The following is a 16,313-nucleotide window of genomic DNA, read 5'->3' as shown; positions in this document are numbered from 1 at the left end:
GCTCGACCGCCCTCTTCCAGCCCGCGTACCCTTCGGCGCGCCGCTCGTGGCCCCGTTCCGCGGCCTCGCGCGCCCCTTCGACGTTGTCGAGGATCCACTTGATTCCCGCCCAGGGCCTTGGCGATCGAGTCGGTCCGGGTGTCCTGCCAGACGATGGCGTTGCAGTACGGACGACCGGTGCGTGGGTCCCATACGACCGTGGTCTCGCGCTGGTTGGTGATCCCGATGGCGTCGAGATCGGTGGCACCGAGACCTCCGGTGCGCAGGGCGTTCTGCATCACCGAGTTGGTGCGTTCCCAGATCTCCACCGGGTCGTGTTCCACCCAGCCGGGGCGGGGCAGGATCTGCTCGTGCTCCAACTGGTGCTTGGCCACTTCGTTTCCGCCGTGATCGAAGATCATGAAGCGGCTGCTGGTGGTGCCTTGATCCACCGCGCCGATGAAGTCGGCCATGGCATGCTGCCTCTCCTGAGTCGCGCCCGATGAAGAAACCGGGCGTCACTTCTCCGGCGGTGTGGGGATACTGCCCTCCGGCTCCGGTTCCGCGTTCGGCAGGAAACGGCCGATGAGCGTCTTGTAGACGAACGCGCCGATCAAGCCGCCCACGAGCGGGCCCACGATCGGCACCCAGAAGTAGAGGTTCCCGTACTGGTCCCGCCACGCTCCTCCGTAGCCGGTGAGGAAGCTCGCGAACCGGGGGCCGAGGTCGCGTGCCGGATTGATCGCGTATCCGGCATTGGTGCCCCACGCCATGCCGATGGCCACCACGATGAGGCCCACGATGAACGGGCTGATGTTGGCGACCGGCGGTGTGTTGAGCAGATCCGTGACGGCGAAGATCAGCAGTATGAGAATGGCGGTGCCGATGACCTGGTCCCGCAGTGCTCCCCATTCATGGACCGGTAGCGCGGTATTCCCGTTGGCGGGCAGCGTCGAGAAGACGAATTGCGTCTTGATCGTGTGTCCCGGGTCCGCCTTGGCCAGAGCCTCGGTGTAATTCCAACGCACCAGCAGCGCCCCGATGAAGGCTCCCACGAGTTGAGCGAGCGTGTAGGGAGCCACCTTCTTCCAGGGGAAGTCCTTGAAAGCGGCGAGCGAAAGCGTGACAGCGGGATTGAGATGCGCTCCGCTCAGTCTCGCCGCCACATAGACCCCCAGAGTGACTCCGAGGCCCCATGCCCAGGCGATGCTGTCGTGATTCCCGAGGCCTCCGGGCGGGTTGGTGAGCGCACCGCCCGCGACGACCTGGGCCACGACACCACAGCCGAAGAGGATCAGCACCAACGTGCCGAGGAACTCCGCCGAGAGTTCCCCAGCGAGTCCCGATGTCTTGAGCCGCTCCATGGGATCTCGCTTCCTGTCGCGCCACGGCTGTTGGCGGCATGGATCCAGGAATGAGCGTAGACGCGGAGAATTGGTTCCGCACTCGGTGACGGAAGCCCGTCGGTGGACCGGCACCTGACGCGCGTTTGCTTCACATCCGTCGCCGACGCCGGCCCGCACCGCACGCTCGGCGACGTCGACCCCACCGTCGTTCGCCGCCTGCGCGAGATGACCGCGCGGGTTCCACCGTCATCGTCGGCCTCAACGGACTGCGTCTGCTGCACGACGCCGCATGGAGGCGCGCCCGAAGCGTCGAGTGAGCCGTCCCGCGTCCGCGCGCAGCCGAGGGCCCGCCGTACGTCATAGGCCGACAAGGCCGCGAGAGGACCGGGTACGACAGGACGGGGAAACCCTCCGGGGGTATCGTCGGGCTCGTACCTCAGAAACCCGTACGACCGAGCATGCGAGGCAGCCGTGGACCGCAGACGTGCGCGCACACCGGGAGCGTCCCGGCTGCTCGTGCTGTGTGCCGTCCTGTGCGGCCTGTTCCTCATGCACGGGGCCCCGGCGAGCGCCGCCGAGGGCTGTCACGGCGCCCCGGTGGCGGCCTCGGACATGCACATGTCGATGACGACGAGTGCAGCCCACACCGCCGTGCCGGACGAGCCCGGCCCGGCGCACGCTGCAGCCGTCACGCCGGGGACGAGCGGTGAGTCGTGCGTATTCACCCATGCGCGCGACCGGCTGCTGCCGTTGCTCATGGCGCTGGGCCTGGTGGTCCTGGCCCTGTCGATGCCCGGGAGACGGTGCACGGAGGTGCGCGGACCGGCACGGCGGGGGCCGCCGTTCGCCGGCAGGGATCTACTGCTCCAGGTGTGCGTCGCGCGGACGTGACAGGTGTTCGCCGCTCCCGGCCGTCCGGCCGGACGGATTCTCCTGTCCCTTTCGCGCGCCACCGAAGTGGCGCAATCCACCTGGAAAGAACGTGTGATGTCCGTTTCTTCGTCCACCGCCACCCGTCGCCGCGCGCTCGCGGCCGTCGGCACCGTCGCCGCGCTCGCTCTGACGCTGGCGGCCTGTGGCTCCTCCGAAAGCTCCAAGTCCGACAGCTCGTCCATGCCCGGCATGGACCACGGCTCCGCCACTGCCGCCGCGTCGGCCGCTCCCGGCGGTACGTTCAACGCTGCGGACGTGGAGTTCGCGCAGCAGATGATCCCGCATCACCAGCAGGCCATCGAGATGGCGAAGCTGGCCGACGGCCGGGCCGCCGACCCCGAGATCAAGACACTGGCCGCAGCGATCGAGAAGGCCCAGGACCCCGAGATCAGCACCATGAAGGGCTGGCTGAAGTCCTGGGGCGAGCCGCTGCCCGCGGCCTCTGCCTCCATGGGTGACATGCCCGGCATGGACCATGGTTCGAACGGCCCCGGAATGCCCGGGATGATGTCCGACCAGGACATGAGCGGCCTTGAGGCAGCCAGGGGCAAGGACTTCGACAAGAAGTTCGCCCAGCTCATGGTCGGTCATCACGAAGGCGCGGTCACCATGGCCGAGACCGAGCGGGAGAAGGGCGGCGACGCCGACGCGAAGAAACTCGCCGATGCCGTCATCACCACCCAGACGGCCGAGATCGAGAAGATGAACAAGATCATCGCCAGGCTCTGACCCCTGTGGGGGTGTGGGCCTCGGCCTCACGCGGCCCGCACCCCCTCTTGTGCGTGTTCCTCGGAGCCACCTGACTGCTCAGCCCGCTGCCGACGCCGCGAGCAGGTCGCCCACCTCCTCCGCGGTGGTGTCCTGGAGATCCTCCCCGAGGACAAGCCAGCGGGTGATGCCGACCGATTCGAGGAACGGCAGGTCGTGGCTCGCGATCAGCAACGCACCCTTGTAGGACGCGAGTGCACCGGTCAGCTGCCGCACGCTGGCGATGTCGAGGTTGTTCGTCGGCTCGTCCAGCATCAGCACGGATCTCGGCATCATCACGGATCGCGTCCGCGGCTTCCTCATGGCGGTCGCGCGCCTCGCTGAGCCGATCCTCCTGGAGGCCTTCGATGCTCAGTGCTTGTGGTGAAGGGGGCTTCGTAGCCGCAGGACGAAAGGCAAAGCCCCGGGGTGACGGAGCCGTTTCGGACGTGGTCGGTCCGCTGAGCGGTGTGCAGGAGCGAAGAGCCTTCGAGTAAGCAGTCGAATGTCACTGCATGACCGATTTATCCAAAATGATTAATTTCGTCATTAAAGAGACTTTCTCTACCTGCTGCACCATTTGGATGCCAAAAGAAATGTCCCTTTTGCGGCTTCGTGGTGCGCGTCACGTTCGGGGGTTCGAAGGTCTCGGTGACCGGTGCACTTCCCTTCTGTGCAAGGGAATTCAGCCGCGCGGTGTGAGGTTGATTACTGCGAATTCCATTAATCGATCTTGCGAATGAAATGTGATCCAGAAATGGGGGCTTGTTCCTTTCGCTGTTTCTCGCCTACGGTCACCGTCAATCCGGACGGAACGCCAAATCCTGCCGCCGTCCGAGAACCCGACCCACTCGTGTACGGCAGGAGCGGGGGACCCAGGTAAGCCGCCGGTCCGGTATCCGGAACGGCTCGGGGTGAAGTCGCATTCGTGTGCGGCCGGACATCTCCAGTCCGAACCCGACAGCTCACCTCGCAGGCGACGGAGAGGAATTCAGCATGTCCATAACGGGTAAGCGCGATCGTCGCAAGTCCACTTCGCTGACCCGCGGCTTCATCGCCGCGGCCACCGGCGGAGTCGCCCTCGTACTTCCGCTGGTGGGTGCCGGCTTCGCCTCCGCCGCGCCGGCGCAGGCCGCCACCGCCTCCAAGGCCGTGGTTTCCGTACAGAAGGCTGCGCCCGCAACGTATTCCGTGATCGCCGGAGACACCCTTTCCAAGATCGCGAAAGAGCATTCCCTCAGCGGTGGCTGGCAGAAGCTGTACGCGGACAATCGAAAGGTCGTCGGCGACAATCCCGGACTGATCGTCCCGGGCATGACGCTCACCATCGGGGCAGCCACCCCCGCCGCGTCCACCGTGAAAACCGCCGCTGTATCGGCCGCGACCACCCCGGCGGCAAAATCTGCGACGTACGCGAACAATCTGGACGGCTGGATCAGGGAGGCGCTGGCCGTCATGGCCCAGCACGGCATCCCCGGCAGCTACGACAGCATCCACCGCAACATCATGCGCGAGTCCTCCGGCAACCCGCTGGCCATCAACAACTGGGACTCGAACGCTGCCGCGGGAACGCCCTCCAAGGGCCTTCTGCAGATCATCGACCCGACGTTCCGTGCCTACCACGTGCCCGGCACGTCCATGGACAGCTACGACCCGGTCGCCAACATCACCGCAGCGTGCAACTACGCCGCCGACAAGTACGGTTCGATCGACAACGTCTTCGGGGCGTACTGACGCACAGCCGCACCGAAAGGTGGTTCAGGACCGACGGGTGGCGAGAGGCCGGGACTTCTCCCGGCAACGGACCACCCACCGGTCAGGGACCGCCTTTCGGCGGTTCGTCGGCAAGAGCCGCACGCGGCGGCGATGTCATGTGACAGGCCGACAGGAGCCCGGAACGGTCACATGGCGGGCGAGCCAGGACAGCAGGGGCGCCAATTCCTCCGCCGCCACGAGCACGGAGTCGACCAGCGCGGCTGTGTGCTGTGCGCAGTCCCCGCCGAGGGGACGGGCGGCGGATACCGAGCGGTGCCGAAGGAAAGCGGCGCGCGGATGACCGGCGTCGTGACCACGCGGTACGCGCTGCATGACGTCACCGGTGATCTCGTACCCTCGCGCCTGCAGGGCCTCGACGGCGCGCACCAGCTCCGGTCCGCTCTCCCGCGCGGCAACTGCCGTACGGAACAACGGGATCTGCCCCGGATCCGGATAATCCCAGCCGCCGTTGATCCGGAGCCCGTCGAGATCGAAGCGCAGGCCGATCCGGACATTGCGCGCGATCCGGATCTCCGCCGCTTGATGCTGCCACCACCACGGATCCTTGCGGAAACCCCAGACGGAGAAGTCCTCGTACGCCCGGTCCGCGTCCGCCACATCGTTCAGCAAGGCGATCATGGGCTGCCGGACCAGGCGTTCCCGGTCCTTCCGGAGTTTCTCGCGCGCTTCCCGCGAAGGTGCACCCTCCAACTGCAGAAGCAGCTCGAATGCCTGCTCTGTCCAGCCGCTGAACGCTCCGCTCATGCGGAGGATCCTAGAACGTGTCTTTGGGCTGGTGTCGCACGGCAGGCGGCAGTTTCGAAGACACGTCCCAAGGGCCGTCCCACGGCGTCCGTACCGTCGTCCGCCTGGACGCCGTTTTCGGCGTTCCCGCGCGCTACGTCGCGTCCCACCGTGCGCCCGGCGACGTGACCGTCAATCCTGGGCGCTCTCCGTGGGCCGCTCCGAGCTCCGGGGCGGCGGTCTGGGAACCGTGGCCGCCTCCCCCTCCCGAACGGACCGCACCACCGCGTCGTGCAGACGCCGGCTGTCATCCTCCGAGCAGCACGGCACCGGACTGCCCGACATGGTGAACCAGTCGATCGCCCCTGTGTATTGCACCGTCACCTGGGCCGTGTCATCGGCCCAGGTCGTGTGAACAGTCAGATCCCCCGACAGGACGCCGACCTCTTCCGTGAGCACGCCACCGTGCCCGGAGAACACACCGCGAGTCGTCCATGACGCCCAAGCCATGTATCCAGGCTGGCACCAGGACGGTGGATGCGCGACCTGCGGCACCCGGCTTCACGGCGCCCACCCTTCCGGAATGCGGAACGGGCAAAACTTTCCCCGGGATCCGGCTGCGGTTCCCGTACCCGCGGATTCCCAACAGATTGACGCACTCTTAACACCAAACAGTCGGATCCTGCTTCCGAAACAACGAATTCCGAAGGTGAACAGCTCTTGACCTGCGGAACTCGTCAGGATTGCATGTCGCGCTGGGAGCGATGAAACCACTCACCACGTCCTCGTCTGGAGGCGATACCGCTCCCGTGCTCAGACACCGCACCTGTTGATCGGAATCGCACGATGACCGAAACGCTCAGCGCTCCCCAGGCGCTCGCGCCGGCGACCGGCCCCACCCCACAGAAGCTCAAGCGTTCCATCGGCGTCGTGGGCGGGACACTGCTCACGCTGTCCTGCGTGACGCCCGCCTCGACCCTCTTCGTGGTCGTTCCGGACCTGTTCTCCAGCCTCGGCACATACACCGCCCTCACCATCGCCATCGGCTCACTGCTCTGTATCGCGGTCGCCTTCTGCTACTCGGAGCTCGGCACCCTCGTTCCGAGCGCGGGCGGCGAGTACGCCATGGTGTCGACCATGGCAGGACGGCTGGCCGGGTGGCTCGTCTTCGTGCTCTCCCTGCTGGTCGTGATGATCGTGCCCCCGGTCATCGCCATGGGAACGGCCGACTACCTCGCCCCCGTCGTGCACATTCCGGCCTCCGCCGCGGGCGCGGGCGTCATGGTGCTCGCCACCCTCGCCGGTCTCCTCGACCTGCGCGCCAACGCGTGGATCACCGGGATCTTCCTCGTTCTGGAGGTGATCGCGGCGGGCGTCGTCGCCGTTCTCGGGTTCGCGCACTCCGAGCGTGGGGCCTCCGCGCTGGTGCACGGTTCGGTCGCCTCGTCGAGCGGAACGACTTCCACGGTCACCGCGATGATGGTGGTCTCCGGGCTCGCGATCGCGCTCTTCATCACCCAGGGCTTCTCCACGGCCGTCTACCTCTCGGAGGAACTGGAGAACCCGCGGCGCAACGTCGCCCGTACCGTGCTGGCCACGCTAGCCATCTCCACGGCGGTCATCCTCGTCCCGGTCATCGCCATCACGCTCGGCGCCCCTGACCTCGCGGCCCTGACCTCCGGGGACCTGAACACCATGGTCGCCGCCTGGTCCAACTCGGCCGTCGGCACGTTCGTCAGCCTCTGCGTCGCTCTCGCGATCATCAACGCGGGCATCGTCATGGTCATCCAGAACTCAAGGGTCCTGTTCGCCTCCGCCCGCGACAAGGCCTGGCCCGAGCCGGTCAACGCCGCGCTGTCCCGCCTCGGCCGGTTCGGCTCCCCATGGGTGGCGACGCTGGTCGTCGGCGTTCCCGGAGCGGCGCTCTGCTTCGTCAACCTCGACACCCTGTACGGCGTCACCGGCGTCTCCGTCACCGGCATGTATCTGCTGGTCGCGGTCGCAGCCCTGCTCTGCCGCCGCGGCGCGCACCGTGAGGCGCCGGCCTGGCGCATGCCGCTGTGGCCCGCGATCCCCGTGCTGCTCATCGTCGTGCTCGCGTACATCCTGGCCCAGCAGGAGACGGAGTACCTGCTGTGGACCGGCGGGATCACGGCGGTCGCCACGCTCTACTGGGTGCTGTACCTGCGCCCCCGCGGGGAGACCCGATGGCTGGTCAGCATTCCGGAGGACGCGCAGTCCTGACCACACCGGAGGACGGGGGCGGGGACCGGGTTCCCGCTCCGGCCGCCGAGCCGTGACCCCGGACAGGCCGGGGCGACGGGGGACGTCATCAGCAAGCGTGCCCGGCGCCAGGAAGGTGCCGGGCACGGCGGCTTCGGCGCCGCTGGAGTCCGAAGCGCGCACCGCTGTCAGTTCCAGACACCGGTGATGTCGGATGCCGAGGCCGCGTGGCCGGCGTGGGTCGTCAGCCCGGCCAGGTCCTCCAGGGTGCGCAGAACGTCGTAGTGGTTGTAGGTGGCACCGCTGGAGCTGCCGGGGATGACGTGCTCTCCGTAGAGGATGGTGGGGATGCGGTTGCCCGACAGCTCGTCGTCCTCGTCGAACGTGACGACCAGAAGGCTGTTGTGCGTCTTGGCCCAGGCGGCATAGGCGCCCAGCTCGTTCTTGAGCCAGGTGTCGCCCGTGGCCACCGAGCAGTCGTGCATGTCGTTGCACAGGTTCGGCACGACGAACGACACCTTCGGCAGGTTCGTGAAGTCGGCCGGGAACTGCGTCATGGCCTTCGCGGTGCTGGTCGGTACATTGGCGAACCCGAACCAGGGATTGTGCTGCTGGGCGTAGTCGCCGCTTCTGCAGACGGTCGAACCCTGGCTGGGAAGCGTCTCGTTGTAGCTGGCCCAGGTCTTTCCCGCGGCGATCAGCTCGGACGCGAGATCGGGTGCGGACAGGGAACCGACGCACACGCAACTGTCGTCGTTGCGGCCCTGACGGGAGCCCGAGAACAGCATGTAGTAGTTCGGCTCGCTGGGGTGGGAGAGCCCGAAGGACCGGGTGAGGTTCGCGCCACCCGCCTTGAGCGTGTTGTTGATGTACGGGGCGCTGGAGCTGCCGATCACCTGGGTGTAGGCGTGGTTCTCCATCACCACGACCACCACATGATCGGGGGCCGGGAGAGCGGAGGCCCGTGCCGTGGAACCGGTGCTGGCCCAGAGGCCGATCGAGGCGGCGGCGAGAGCCACGGCCCCGGCCGGCGCGATGAGGGAACGTGGACTGCGCCTGGACGCCTGGACTGCGGTCATGGCCTGCTCCGGACAGAAGCGACGAGCACGCGCCGTGTGGGGCGCCGCAACCCCGAGGGTCACCGCGTGGACTCGGCCGTGTTCCGTGGACGAAGAGCGGACGAACCCTTCCCCACCAGTCTGCCCTCGCGGCGGGCAGGTCGCTCCGGGGTCCGATCGCCTGAGCGGGGACCGCCCGTCGGCCCGGCGACCGAGCAGGCGCACCCCTGAGCGGTCAAGGTGGGAGCAGGACGTCGCCACCACATCGTCGGAACACGGGGAGTCGGAGCGGGATGAGTGTCGAGCGGGTGGGAGTCGTTGTCCACCGGGGCCGCCCCGAGGCCGTCGCCACGGAGCACGTCGTACGCGGCTGGTGCGCGGGCGAAGGCATTCCGTGCATGGAGATCGACGTGTGGCGTGACGACGCACGGCGGCGCGGCGGCCGTGAGGAGGCGGACGTCGCGGGCAACCCCGATCTCATCGTGACGCTCGGCGGCGACGGAACATTTCTGCGCGGTGCCCGGATCGCGGCCAAGAACCGTGCCGCCGTCCTCGGGATCGACCTGGGCCGGGTCGGCTTCCTGACCGAGGTGCCGGCTGCTGACGTCGTGCGGTCGCTCGATGCCGTCCACCACGGGCAGGCCGATGTCGAGGAACGCATGACGCTGACGATGCGGGCCTCCCGCGTACTCGAAGTGCCCAAGGACATCGACGCCCTGATGGGTTACGGACGCCGCCCGATGCTGCCGCCTCCCCAGGTCGACCGGGAGGCCGAGGCCGCGGCGGAGGGCTGGGGCGTGGCGCTGGACGTCACGGCTCTGAACGACGTCGTCGTCGAGAAACTCGCGCGCGACCGACAGGTGAGTCTCGGCGTCTACATCGGCGGTCGGCTTCTCGCCTCGTACTCGGCCGACGCCGTGATCATGGCGACGCCCACCGGGTCGACCGCCTACAGCTTCGCCGCGGGCGGCCCGGTGGTCTCACCCCGCATGGACGCCGTCCTCTTCACGCCCGTCGCACCCCACATGACCTTCAACCGCACCGTCGTCGTCGCCCCGGACGAACCGGTCGCGGTGCGGGTCCTGGCCCATTCCGGGCAGGGCGCGGTCACGATCGACGGTCAGCTGCGAGGCGTACTGCACGCCGGAGACTGGCTCGGGGTGTACGCGGCACCGCGTCGTCTGCGCGTCATCAGGCTCGGTCCGCACGACTTCTACGGGCGACTGCGCACACGTCTGCGCCTCACGGACGCCCCGGCGACGGCCGCCGACGGGGAGAGCCCGCCCCTCTTCCGTCACGACGGGCCCGTCCCGCACGACCTGGCTCATCTCCATCTCTCCCTGACGGACAGGGGGGACGCCGCCGACGGCCGACCCGGCGGAGAAGGGCCACCGGCTGAAGAATCGCACGAGTAGACCCGACATCCGGACGAGGGGCCCGACATGCGTACGAAGAAGGAGTTCACATGACCAGCAGCGCCGACCCCGCATCCGTGACCGGAGTGACGGTGCCCGACACCCGACTGGCCGCCGAGGCCACGGAACTGGTGCGCGACGCGACCGACGACCTGATCTACCACCACTCCCGCCGGGTCTACTTCTTCGGTAGCCTGCAGGGCCGCAACAACCAACTGGGCTTCGATCCGGAACTGCTCTACATCGGGGCCATGTTCCACGACCTGGGCCTCAACGAGGAGTTCCGGAACAGCGGGCGCCGGTTCGAGGTGGACGGCGCCGACGAGGCACGGAGATTCCTGCAGAGCCACGGCGTCCCCGAGGACAGCATCCGTCGCGTCTGGACACCGAGGGTATCGAACCCAAGCCGGACACCACCTTCGGCAATGTGAAGGCCGATGTCCTGCAGCGGTACACACCCGGATTCGAGCGGGGCGACTTCGTGGACGCCATCCTGGATTCCCCCTGGCCGGAGTGAAGCCGCGCCAGGGGGGCACGAGCCGGTGGACGGCTGTGTCCGGGCACACCATGATGGTGATCCGAGCCGGGGCTCCCCGGGGTGGACGAGAGCCGTGACAGCCATCGGGGCGGGTGGCAGCCACGGGGGACCGGGCAACCTGTCGGCCCGAGCTCCGCTGTCCGTCTTCTGACCACCTGTGGAAAGGCCGTGTTGTGCCGGGTGCTCTCGTCCTGCTGCTCGCCGGGACCTGGCTGCTCTCCGGCGCCCTGGTCGCCGGGACGGATCCGCTGATCGTCGCCGTGGGCCGCACCGCGGTCTGCTGCGCGGTGCTCACCGCCGTCGCCGCCTCCAGCGCGGCCGGCCGGGCCGATCTGCGCAGGGCCGCCGCCCGCCCCGCCACCGTGTGGCTGCTGGGCCTGCTCGGCTTCGCCGGCTACGCGGCCGGCACCCTCCTCGCGATCCCGCGCATCGGAACGTCGCTGACCAACCTTGTCGTCGCACTGATGCCTTGCGCCTCGGTGGCGGTGGGCGCGGTCTTCTTCGGGGAACGGTCCGGCCCGCGCAAGGCGATGGGGGCGACCCTGGCCTGTGCGGCGGCCGCCGGGTACGCGGCGCTCGGCGCGGACGCGGGAGAGCTGGACGGGGAGGGACTGCTGATGGTGGTGGCCGCGACCTCGGCCTTCGCGGTGTACGGGTTCCTGTACCGGGAACGGCTGGCGGGGCTGCCGCCCCTCGCCGTACTGCCCGTGCTGCTCGCCGCCGCCACCTGTCTGCTGCTCCCGATGGCACTGCCCGCGCTGATCGCCCATCCGCCGACACCCGCCGCGACCGGCGGTGTCGTCGTGCTGGGCGCGGCCCTCTACGCGCCCGCCTACCTCGTACAACACCGGCTCATCCTGCTGCGCGGACCGGTCTTCACGGCCGCCGTGCAGCTGGCCGTCCCGTTCACGGTGCGCCTCGGCGACTGGGCGCTGAACACCGCGCCCGCGCCGTCGGCCACCGAACTGCTGCTGCTCGCGGTGTGCTGCGGGGGGATCGCTCTCGTCACCGTCCATCCACAGGACCGACTCGCCACAGCCGAGTGACGGGGACACCGGCGTCGGCACGCCTCACGGACCCGTGCGGCCACGGTCAGGGGCCGTGCGAGCGGATCCGGCCCCGACGGCGCCCGGACGCCCCGTCGCCCGGGACTGCCGCGCCCCGGGCTCAAACCCCCCGATCGCCGCCCGGTCGTAGGTGCGTGGCCGATATCCAGTCGACAGACGCCTTGCCACGCACTGTGATGACTTCGGCTGTCCGTGGCCGTGGGCGGTCTCTCGTTGGCTGGACGGCGAGGTGGCGACCGTGGAGGAACTGGCCGATTCGACGCGGTCCTCATCCGTGAGGACCGCACGCTCATCGAACCGGTGCGGGCACGGGTGCGGCCTGCGGGCACCGGCTCAGAAGGTCACGTCCGAGCAGGCGTAGAAGGCGTTACCGGTGTCGGCGATCGTCCAGACTCCGAGGATCAGGTGCTTTCCCGACTTCTGGGGCAGGATGCCGGAGTGGCTGACCGTGGAACCCGGCAGACGGCCGCCGAAGGGCACGGTCAGAAACGGCTGCGGATCCAGGTCGGCCCGGGTGAGGGGCTTGGTGGGGTCGTAGCCGTCCTTCGTGATGTAGTAACGGAAGTCGGTCGTGGCGTGCCGTGCCTCGATCTGCCAACGGAAGGCGTAGCTCTGCCGGCCGGTGACCTTGGTCGCGGGCCAGGCGCCGCCGCGCGGATCGTCGAGCTCGGAGAACCGGCCGATACCGCCGGAGCAGATCGTGCCGTCGACAGGGCCGCGGGCAGGGAAGCCCTTCGGGCCCTCGACGCTCGGCGGTTCCCACTGGATCTGGCCGCAGTTGCGCACGGTCCCATTGCCGCAGAGCTGCTGACGACTGATGGGGGCGTCGGTATAGCCATGGCTCTGGGCGCTGCCACCGGTGATGAGGACGGAGGCTCCGGCGATGCCGAGCCCGAGCAGTAACGAGCTGATCCTTCTGCGCATGCTTCGCTCCTGAGGGAGGTGTGGGGGCGCGCGAGACGAGTGGGGCGGGTGCACTCCACCCCATTAGGTCTAGACCAAGTTCGAGAGTATCCAGGGCACTTGGTCATGTCCATCGGGCATTTCGGCCGAGCCGGAACACGCCGTCCGAACGTCGGGACCCGACCTCCGGGCCATCGACCGCCTCGAAACCGCGGCGCGACGGAAGTGCGCCGAGCGCCGCACGCGTCGACGGTGCGTACGGAGAACGGCCGGACGTGGACCGAGGACGCGTCGCCCGCACGATTTCGGTCGGAGTGGCAACACCGGCGGCGCTCCGCCGGGCGGACAGAGCCTGGACCGGGCCTGGTTGCCGACGAGTGCAACCGGCGGGCTCGCGGGGCACGTCATGTGCAGGAAGCGCAGGTGAACGAGAAGGAGAGGCGGAGACCTTGAGTCCGAACAGGAACGCGTCACGCCGTGCAGTACTTGCCGGGGGCCTGGGAGCGGTGCTGGCCGCCGGCCCCATGACATCGGCCGCGTACGCCGTCGGACCGGGGGACGCGACGGAGCGGAAGCTGCAGGCCCTGGAGCGGGAGCACGCCGTTCGGCTGGGAGTGTTCGGGTGGAACACGGTGACGGGCAGGAGCGTCGCCCATCGGGGCGATGAGCGCTTCCCCATGTGTTCGGTGTTCAAGACGCCGGCCGTCGGGGCCGTCCTGAGGGACCTGGACCACGACGGCACGTTCCTGTCGAAAGTCATCCACTACACGGAACAGGACATCGAGAGGGCGAAGGGCGCGCCGGTGACGGGCAAGCCGGAGAATCTCGCGCACGGGATGACGGTGGACGCCTTGTGCGGGGCCGCCATCTCGTTCAGCGACAACACCGCGGCGAACCTCCTGCTGGAGGAACTCGGCGGACCGAGGTCCGTCACTCGCTTCTGCCGGTCCATCGGAGACACGGTGACCCGGCTGGACCGCTGGGAGCCGGAACTGAACTCGGCGGAGCCGGGCCGTGCGACCGACACCACCAGTCCACGCGCGATCGGCGAGACCTATGCACGGCTCGTCCTCGGGCGTGCCCTGGAGACGGGGGACCGGAAACGACTGACCCGGTGGTTGCTGGCCAACACGACGGGTGGCAAGCGCCTGCGCGCGGGCCTTCCCGACGGCTGGACCGTCGGCGACAAGACCGGCACCGGCAGCTACGGGACCGCGAACGACGTGGGTATCGCCTGGCAACCAGGCCGGGGGCCGATCGTGCTGGCAGTCCTGTCCACCAAGCGCGACGCCGACGCCGAGGCGGACGATCTCGTGGTCTCCGAGACGGCCGCCGTCCTGGCGCAGGCCCTCGCCTGAAACCGCGGCGGGCGACCCCAGGGGCCGACGTCGGGGCCTGCCGATCCCGATGGTGAGTACGGCGGGATCTTCTTCTACGGCATCCACCCGGTGGATCTCGCTCTCCGGCTCGCCCCCGGCGAGATCTGCGGTGTTCGCACGGACATCACCGACACCACCGTCACCGCGTCATTCACCGCCGGCGGCACCCGCGTCGTCGTGAACTTCGTCGAACCGACCGAAACGCACCAGATCCCGTTCCACGGAATGACGTTCACTCAGGACACCATGGTCCAGCAGACTCTCGCCCTCGACGCGGACTACTGCGTGCCGGGGCTCGAAGCGTTCCTGGAGATGGCGCGTACGGGCACACCGCCGATCGCCTACACGGATCTGCTGCGCCCCATCGAGGTTCTGGAAGCCGTCACCGCTGCCCTGCGGACGCGGTAGGTCCCTCCCGGACGAGCCGACGCCACCCGCGATCCGGACGGTTCCGGACGCCGGGCGGGTGGTCGGGGCGCGGGGAAGCGCGGACATCACGTCGCGTGGCCGCCGGCCCACCAGCAAGGGCTTCTCACGCGTCATGCGACGGCGGTGGCGGGAACAGGGTGCGGTCGATACCCCATTCGTGCTCCGGGTCCGGCACTTATGAGCCACGGTGGACCCGACTGCCTCCCGCGCACCCATCCGCCCGATGCCGGGGCGTGCGGGGTGCCGTTGGCGCCGCCGCGTCGCCGGGATCGGAACGAGGCCTCGCCGACGTCCTGGCCGGGGCGAGCGGGATCTCGGCCGACAGCGGAAGGCCGTTGCGGTGCGCCGGCCTTTTTCCAGGCCCCCTGGGGTTCGCGCCGGACGCGCGAAGAACCCCCGCCCGACGGGTCGAATTATAAAGTCCCATGAATTATAAATGTTATTAGCAACTCGCTTGCCGGCTGGTCGAATTATTCGCATTCCGCCCGGCTGGTCCTCCCGCATCATGGGAAATCAAACGAGGTGGCGAATCCGGTCGAGGGTGTCCGGAGTGTCGCGACGAGGCTGGAATCCGACGGTTGAGGGCGTCGGGATGGGAAATTGAAACAGGGCGGGGTGACCCGGTCGTCCCGCTCAAGTTCACAAGGTTCGTAACGCGGTTCACATCAGTCCCGGGTGCGGCTTCCTGTGCGTGTGGCCACCGGTGTCCGTCATTCCGGTTCCGTGCGCCCTCAGGAAGTCGTCGGTTCCACTTGTGCGGTCTGCTTCGCGGTCTATGTATTTCTCTGTGCTGGTCCTTTGTGAAGGTGCTGTGAATGGAAAATGGTGAACAGTCACCCGGTGGTGATGCGGCCCCGGGTTCCGGCCCGGTATGGAGTGAGGATGCGGCCGTGCTTTCAGCGCGCGCCGTCCTCCGTGCGTCGGCGTACCCCTTCTTGTTGGTGGCTACGTTCTCCGTGGCCATGGCCGCTCTCCGGCTGGACTGGGACCCCGGCCGGGTGAGCCCGCTCTTCCTGCTCGGCACCATTTCGTACCTCACGGCTCTCGAACGTCTGATTCCGCATCAGCGCGCCTGGCACCCCGATGCCGACGAGTGGCGTTGGTGCGGCGTTTACTTCCTGCTGACGATGGCGGCCAGCGCCCTGGCGCAGTATCTGGTCACAGTCGCCGTTTCGGCGGTGGCGCCCGAGAAATCTGCGCCCCATCTCTGGGAGGAGATTCCGGCGGCTCTGCTGACGGGTTCGCTGGCGAGCTATCTCGTACACCGACTGGGGCACTCCAATTCGATATTGTGGCGACTGCACGGCGTGCATCACGTGCCGCAGAAAGTGAATGTCGCCAGTAACGGTGTCAATCATGTCCTCGACATCATGCTGGCGCAGGGGGCTGTGCAGTTGGCTCTGGCCTCGATCGGATTCTCCCGGGAATCCGTATTCGTCGTGGGTCTTTTCGTGGCCGCGCAGGGCTACTTCGTCCACGCCAACATCGACGTCCATATCGGGCGGTTCAACCATGTGCTCGCCAGCCCCGAACAGCATCGGCTGCACCACAGCGTCGACCTGTCCGAGGCGGGCCACTACGGATCGGACCTGTCCGTCTGGGACCACCTCTTCGGCAGCTACACCTGGCGGCCCGGCCGGGAGCCGATCGCGGTCGGGATCGGTGACCCCGCCTCGTTCCCCCCGACCGCCGATATCACCACCAGCCTTCTCCACCCCTGGCGCCGCGCGAAGAGAGCCGGGCCCGGTTCCGCCTGAGCTGCCTCTCCTTTCCGGGATACCGCACCCCCTCTCGCAT

General features: G+C 68.3%; 14 protein-coding genes, 4 pseudogenes and 1 riboswitch. Of the genes and pseudogenes, 11 read left to right on the top strand and 7 right to left on the bottom strand.

Translation table 11 applies throughout. The annotated features are described in order from the left end of the window. Positions 1-46 precede the first annotated feature (46 nt). Together ACF1B9_RS15010 and ACF1B9_RS15005 are read right to left on the bottom strand one after the other, a co-directional pair. Positions 47-452: pseudogene (locus ACF1B9_RS15010) on the bottom strand (FGGY family carbohydrate kinase); the annotation flags it as partial. A 45-nt stretch (positions 453-497) separates the two neighbouring features. Continuing rightward, positions 498-1,343: an MIP/aquaporin family protein gene (locus ACF1B9_RS15005; RefSeq protein WP_391745167.1), complete on the bottom strand. Its 846-nt coding sequence runs from the start codon at positions 1,341-1,343 to the stop codon at positions 498-500. Positions 1,344-1,796: 453 nt separating this feature from the next. On the opposite strand from ACF1B9_RS15005, the gene ACF1B9_RS15000 reads away from it, so the two are divergent. Together ACF1B9_RS15000 and ACF1B9_RS14995 are read left to right on the top strand one after the other, a co-directional pair. Beyond that, on the top strand, positions 1,797-2,216 hold the full coding sequence (locus ACF1B9_RS15000; protein ID WP_391745165.1) for a hypothetical protein: 420 nt from the start codon (positions 1,797-1,799) through the stop codon (positions 2,214-2,216). A 96-nt stretch (positions 2,217-2,312) separates the two neighbouring features. After that, positions 2,313-2,987, top strand: coding sequence for a DUF305 domain-containing protein (locus ACF1B9_RS14995; RefSeq protein ID WP_391745163.1), 675 nt, complete (start codon positions 2,313-2,315; stop codon positions 2,985-2,987). Between the two features lie 78 nt (positions 2,988-3,065). On the opposite strand, the pseudogene ACF1B9_RS14990 reads toward ACF1B9_RS14995, so the two are convergent. After that, positions 3,066-3,287 (bottom strand): annotated as a pseudogene (locus ACF1B9_RS14990) (ABC transporter ATP-binding protein); the annotation flags it as partial. Positions 3,288-3,810: 523 nt separating this feature from the next. Beyond that, positions 3,811-3,997: riboswitch (cyclic di-AMP (ydaO/yuaA leader) on the top strand. A 4-nt stretch (positions 3,998-4,001) separates the two neighbouring features. Between ACF1B9_RS14990 and ACF1B9_RS14985 the strand changes: the two are divergent. Continuing rightward, positions 4,002-4,739 carry a transglycosylase SLT domain-containing protein gene (locus ACF1B9_RS14985; protein WP_391745162.1) on the top strand — a complete coding sequence of 246 codons (738 nt, stop codon included), beginning with the start codon at positions 4,002-4,004 and terminating at the stop codon, positions 4,737-4,739. Positions 4,740-4,874: 135 nt separating this feature from the next. Here the strand turns inward: ACF1B9_RS14985 and ACF1B9_RS14980 are convergent, their stop codons facing one another. Then, positions 4,875-5,525, bottom strand: a complete 651-nt coding sequence (locus ACF1B9_RS14980; protein WP_391745160.1) for a DUF2461 family protein — start codon at positions 5,523-5,525, stop codon at positions 4,875-4,877. 171 nt (positions 5,526-5,696) lie between these two features. Beyond that, positions 5,697-6,014, bottom strand: a complete 318-nt coding sequence (locus ACF1B9_RS14975; protein WP_391745159.1) for a hypothetical protein — start codon at positions 6,012-6,014, stop codon at positions 5,697-5,699. 336 nt (positions 6,015-6,350) lie between these two features. On the opposite strand from ACF1B9_RS14975, the gene ACF1B9_RS14970 reads away from it, so the two are divergent. Continuing rightward, positions 6,351-7,748, top strand: coding sequence for an APC family permease (locus tag ACF1B9_RS14970; RefSeq protein WP_391745157.1), 1,398 nt, complete (start codon positions 6,351-6,353; stop codon positions 7,746-7,748). Between the two features lie 167 nt (positions 7,749-7,915). Here ACF1B9_RS14970 and ACF1B9_RS14965 read toward each other — a convergent pair whose 3' ends face one another. Further along, on the bottom strand, positions 7,916-8,806 hold the full coding sequence (locus ACF1B9_RS14965; RefSeq protein WP_391745156.1) for an alkaline phosphatase family protein: 891 nt from the start codon (positions 8,804-8,806) through the stop codon (positions 7,916-7,918). Between the two features lie 272 nt (positions 8,807-9,078). Here ACF1B9_RS14965 and ACF1B9_RS14960 point away from each other — a divergent pair, with 272 nt between their 5' ends. The 4 genes and pseudogenes from ACF1B9_RS14960 to ACF1B9_RS14945 form a co-directional block, all read left to right on the top strand. Further along, positions 9,079-10,200: an NAD(+)/NADH kinase gene (locus tag ACF1B9_RS14960; RefSeq protein WP_391745154.1), complete on the top strand. Its 1,122-nt coding sequence runs from the start codon at positions 9,079-9,081 to the stop codon at positions 10,198-10,200. Positions 10,201-10,250: 50 nt separating this feature from the next. Next, positions 10,251-10,717 (top strand): annotated as a pseudogene (locus ACF1B9_RS14955) (HD domain-containing protein). Positions 10,718-10,911: 194 nt separating this feature from the next. Further along, entirely contained in the window at positions 10,912-11,784 is an 873-nt protein-coding gene (locus tag ACF1B9_RS14950; RefSeq protein ID WP_391745152.1) for an EamA family transporter, read from the top strand. 202 nt (positions 11,785-11,986) lie between these two features. Beyond that, a pseudogene (locus ACF1B9_RS14945) lies at positions 11,987-12,076 on the top strand (phosphotransferase); the annotation flags it as partial. A gap of 62 nt (positions 12,077-12,138) precedes the next feature. On the opposite strand, the gene ACF1B9_RS14940 reads toward ACF1B9_RS14945, so the two are convergent. Continuing rightward, positions 12,139-12,729: a lytic polysaccharide monooxygenase gene (locus ACF1B9_RS14940; RefSeq protein WP_391745151.1), complete on the bottom strand. Its 591-nt coding sequence runs from the start codon at positions 12,727-12,729 to the stop codon at positions 12,139-12,141. 503 nt (positions 12,730-13,232) lie between these two features. Between ACF1B9_RS14940 and bla the strand changes: the two genes are divergently transcribed. From bla to ACF1B9_RS14925, 3 genes are all read left to right on the top strand, one after another. Beyond that, entirely contained in the window at positions 13,233-14,066 is an 834-nt protein-coding gene (gene bla / locus ACF1B9_RS14935; RefSeq protein WP_391745235.1) for a class A beta-lactamase, read from the top strand. 90 nt (positions 14,067-14,156) lie between these two features. Beyond that, positions 14,157-14,495 (top strand): hypothetical protein, encoded by a 339-nt coding sequence (locus ACF1B9_RS14930; protein ID WP_391745150.1) that lies wholly within the window; start codon positions 14,157-14,159, stop codon positions 14,493-14,495. Between the two features lie 836 nt (positions 14,496-15,331). Further along, positions 15,332-16,273: a sterol desaturase family protein gene (locus ACF1B9_RS14925; protein WP_391745148.1), complete on the top strand. Its 942-nt coding sequence runs from the start codon at positions 15,332-15,334 to the stop codon at positions 16,271-16,273. The last annotated feature ends 40 nt before the right edge of the window (positions 16,274-16,313 follow it).

The organism is Streptomyces sp. NPDC014727 (genome assembly GCF_043083485.1).
Classification (GTDB): domain Bacteria; phylum Actinomycetota; class Actinomycetes; order Streptomycetales; family Streptomycetaceae; genus Streptomyces.
The sequence above is the reverse complement of the archived record's forward strand: the minus strand, read 5'-3'. Positions and strand labels throughout refer to the sequence as shown.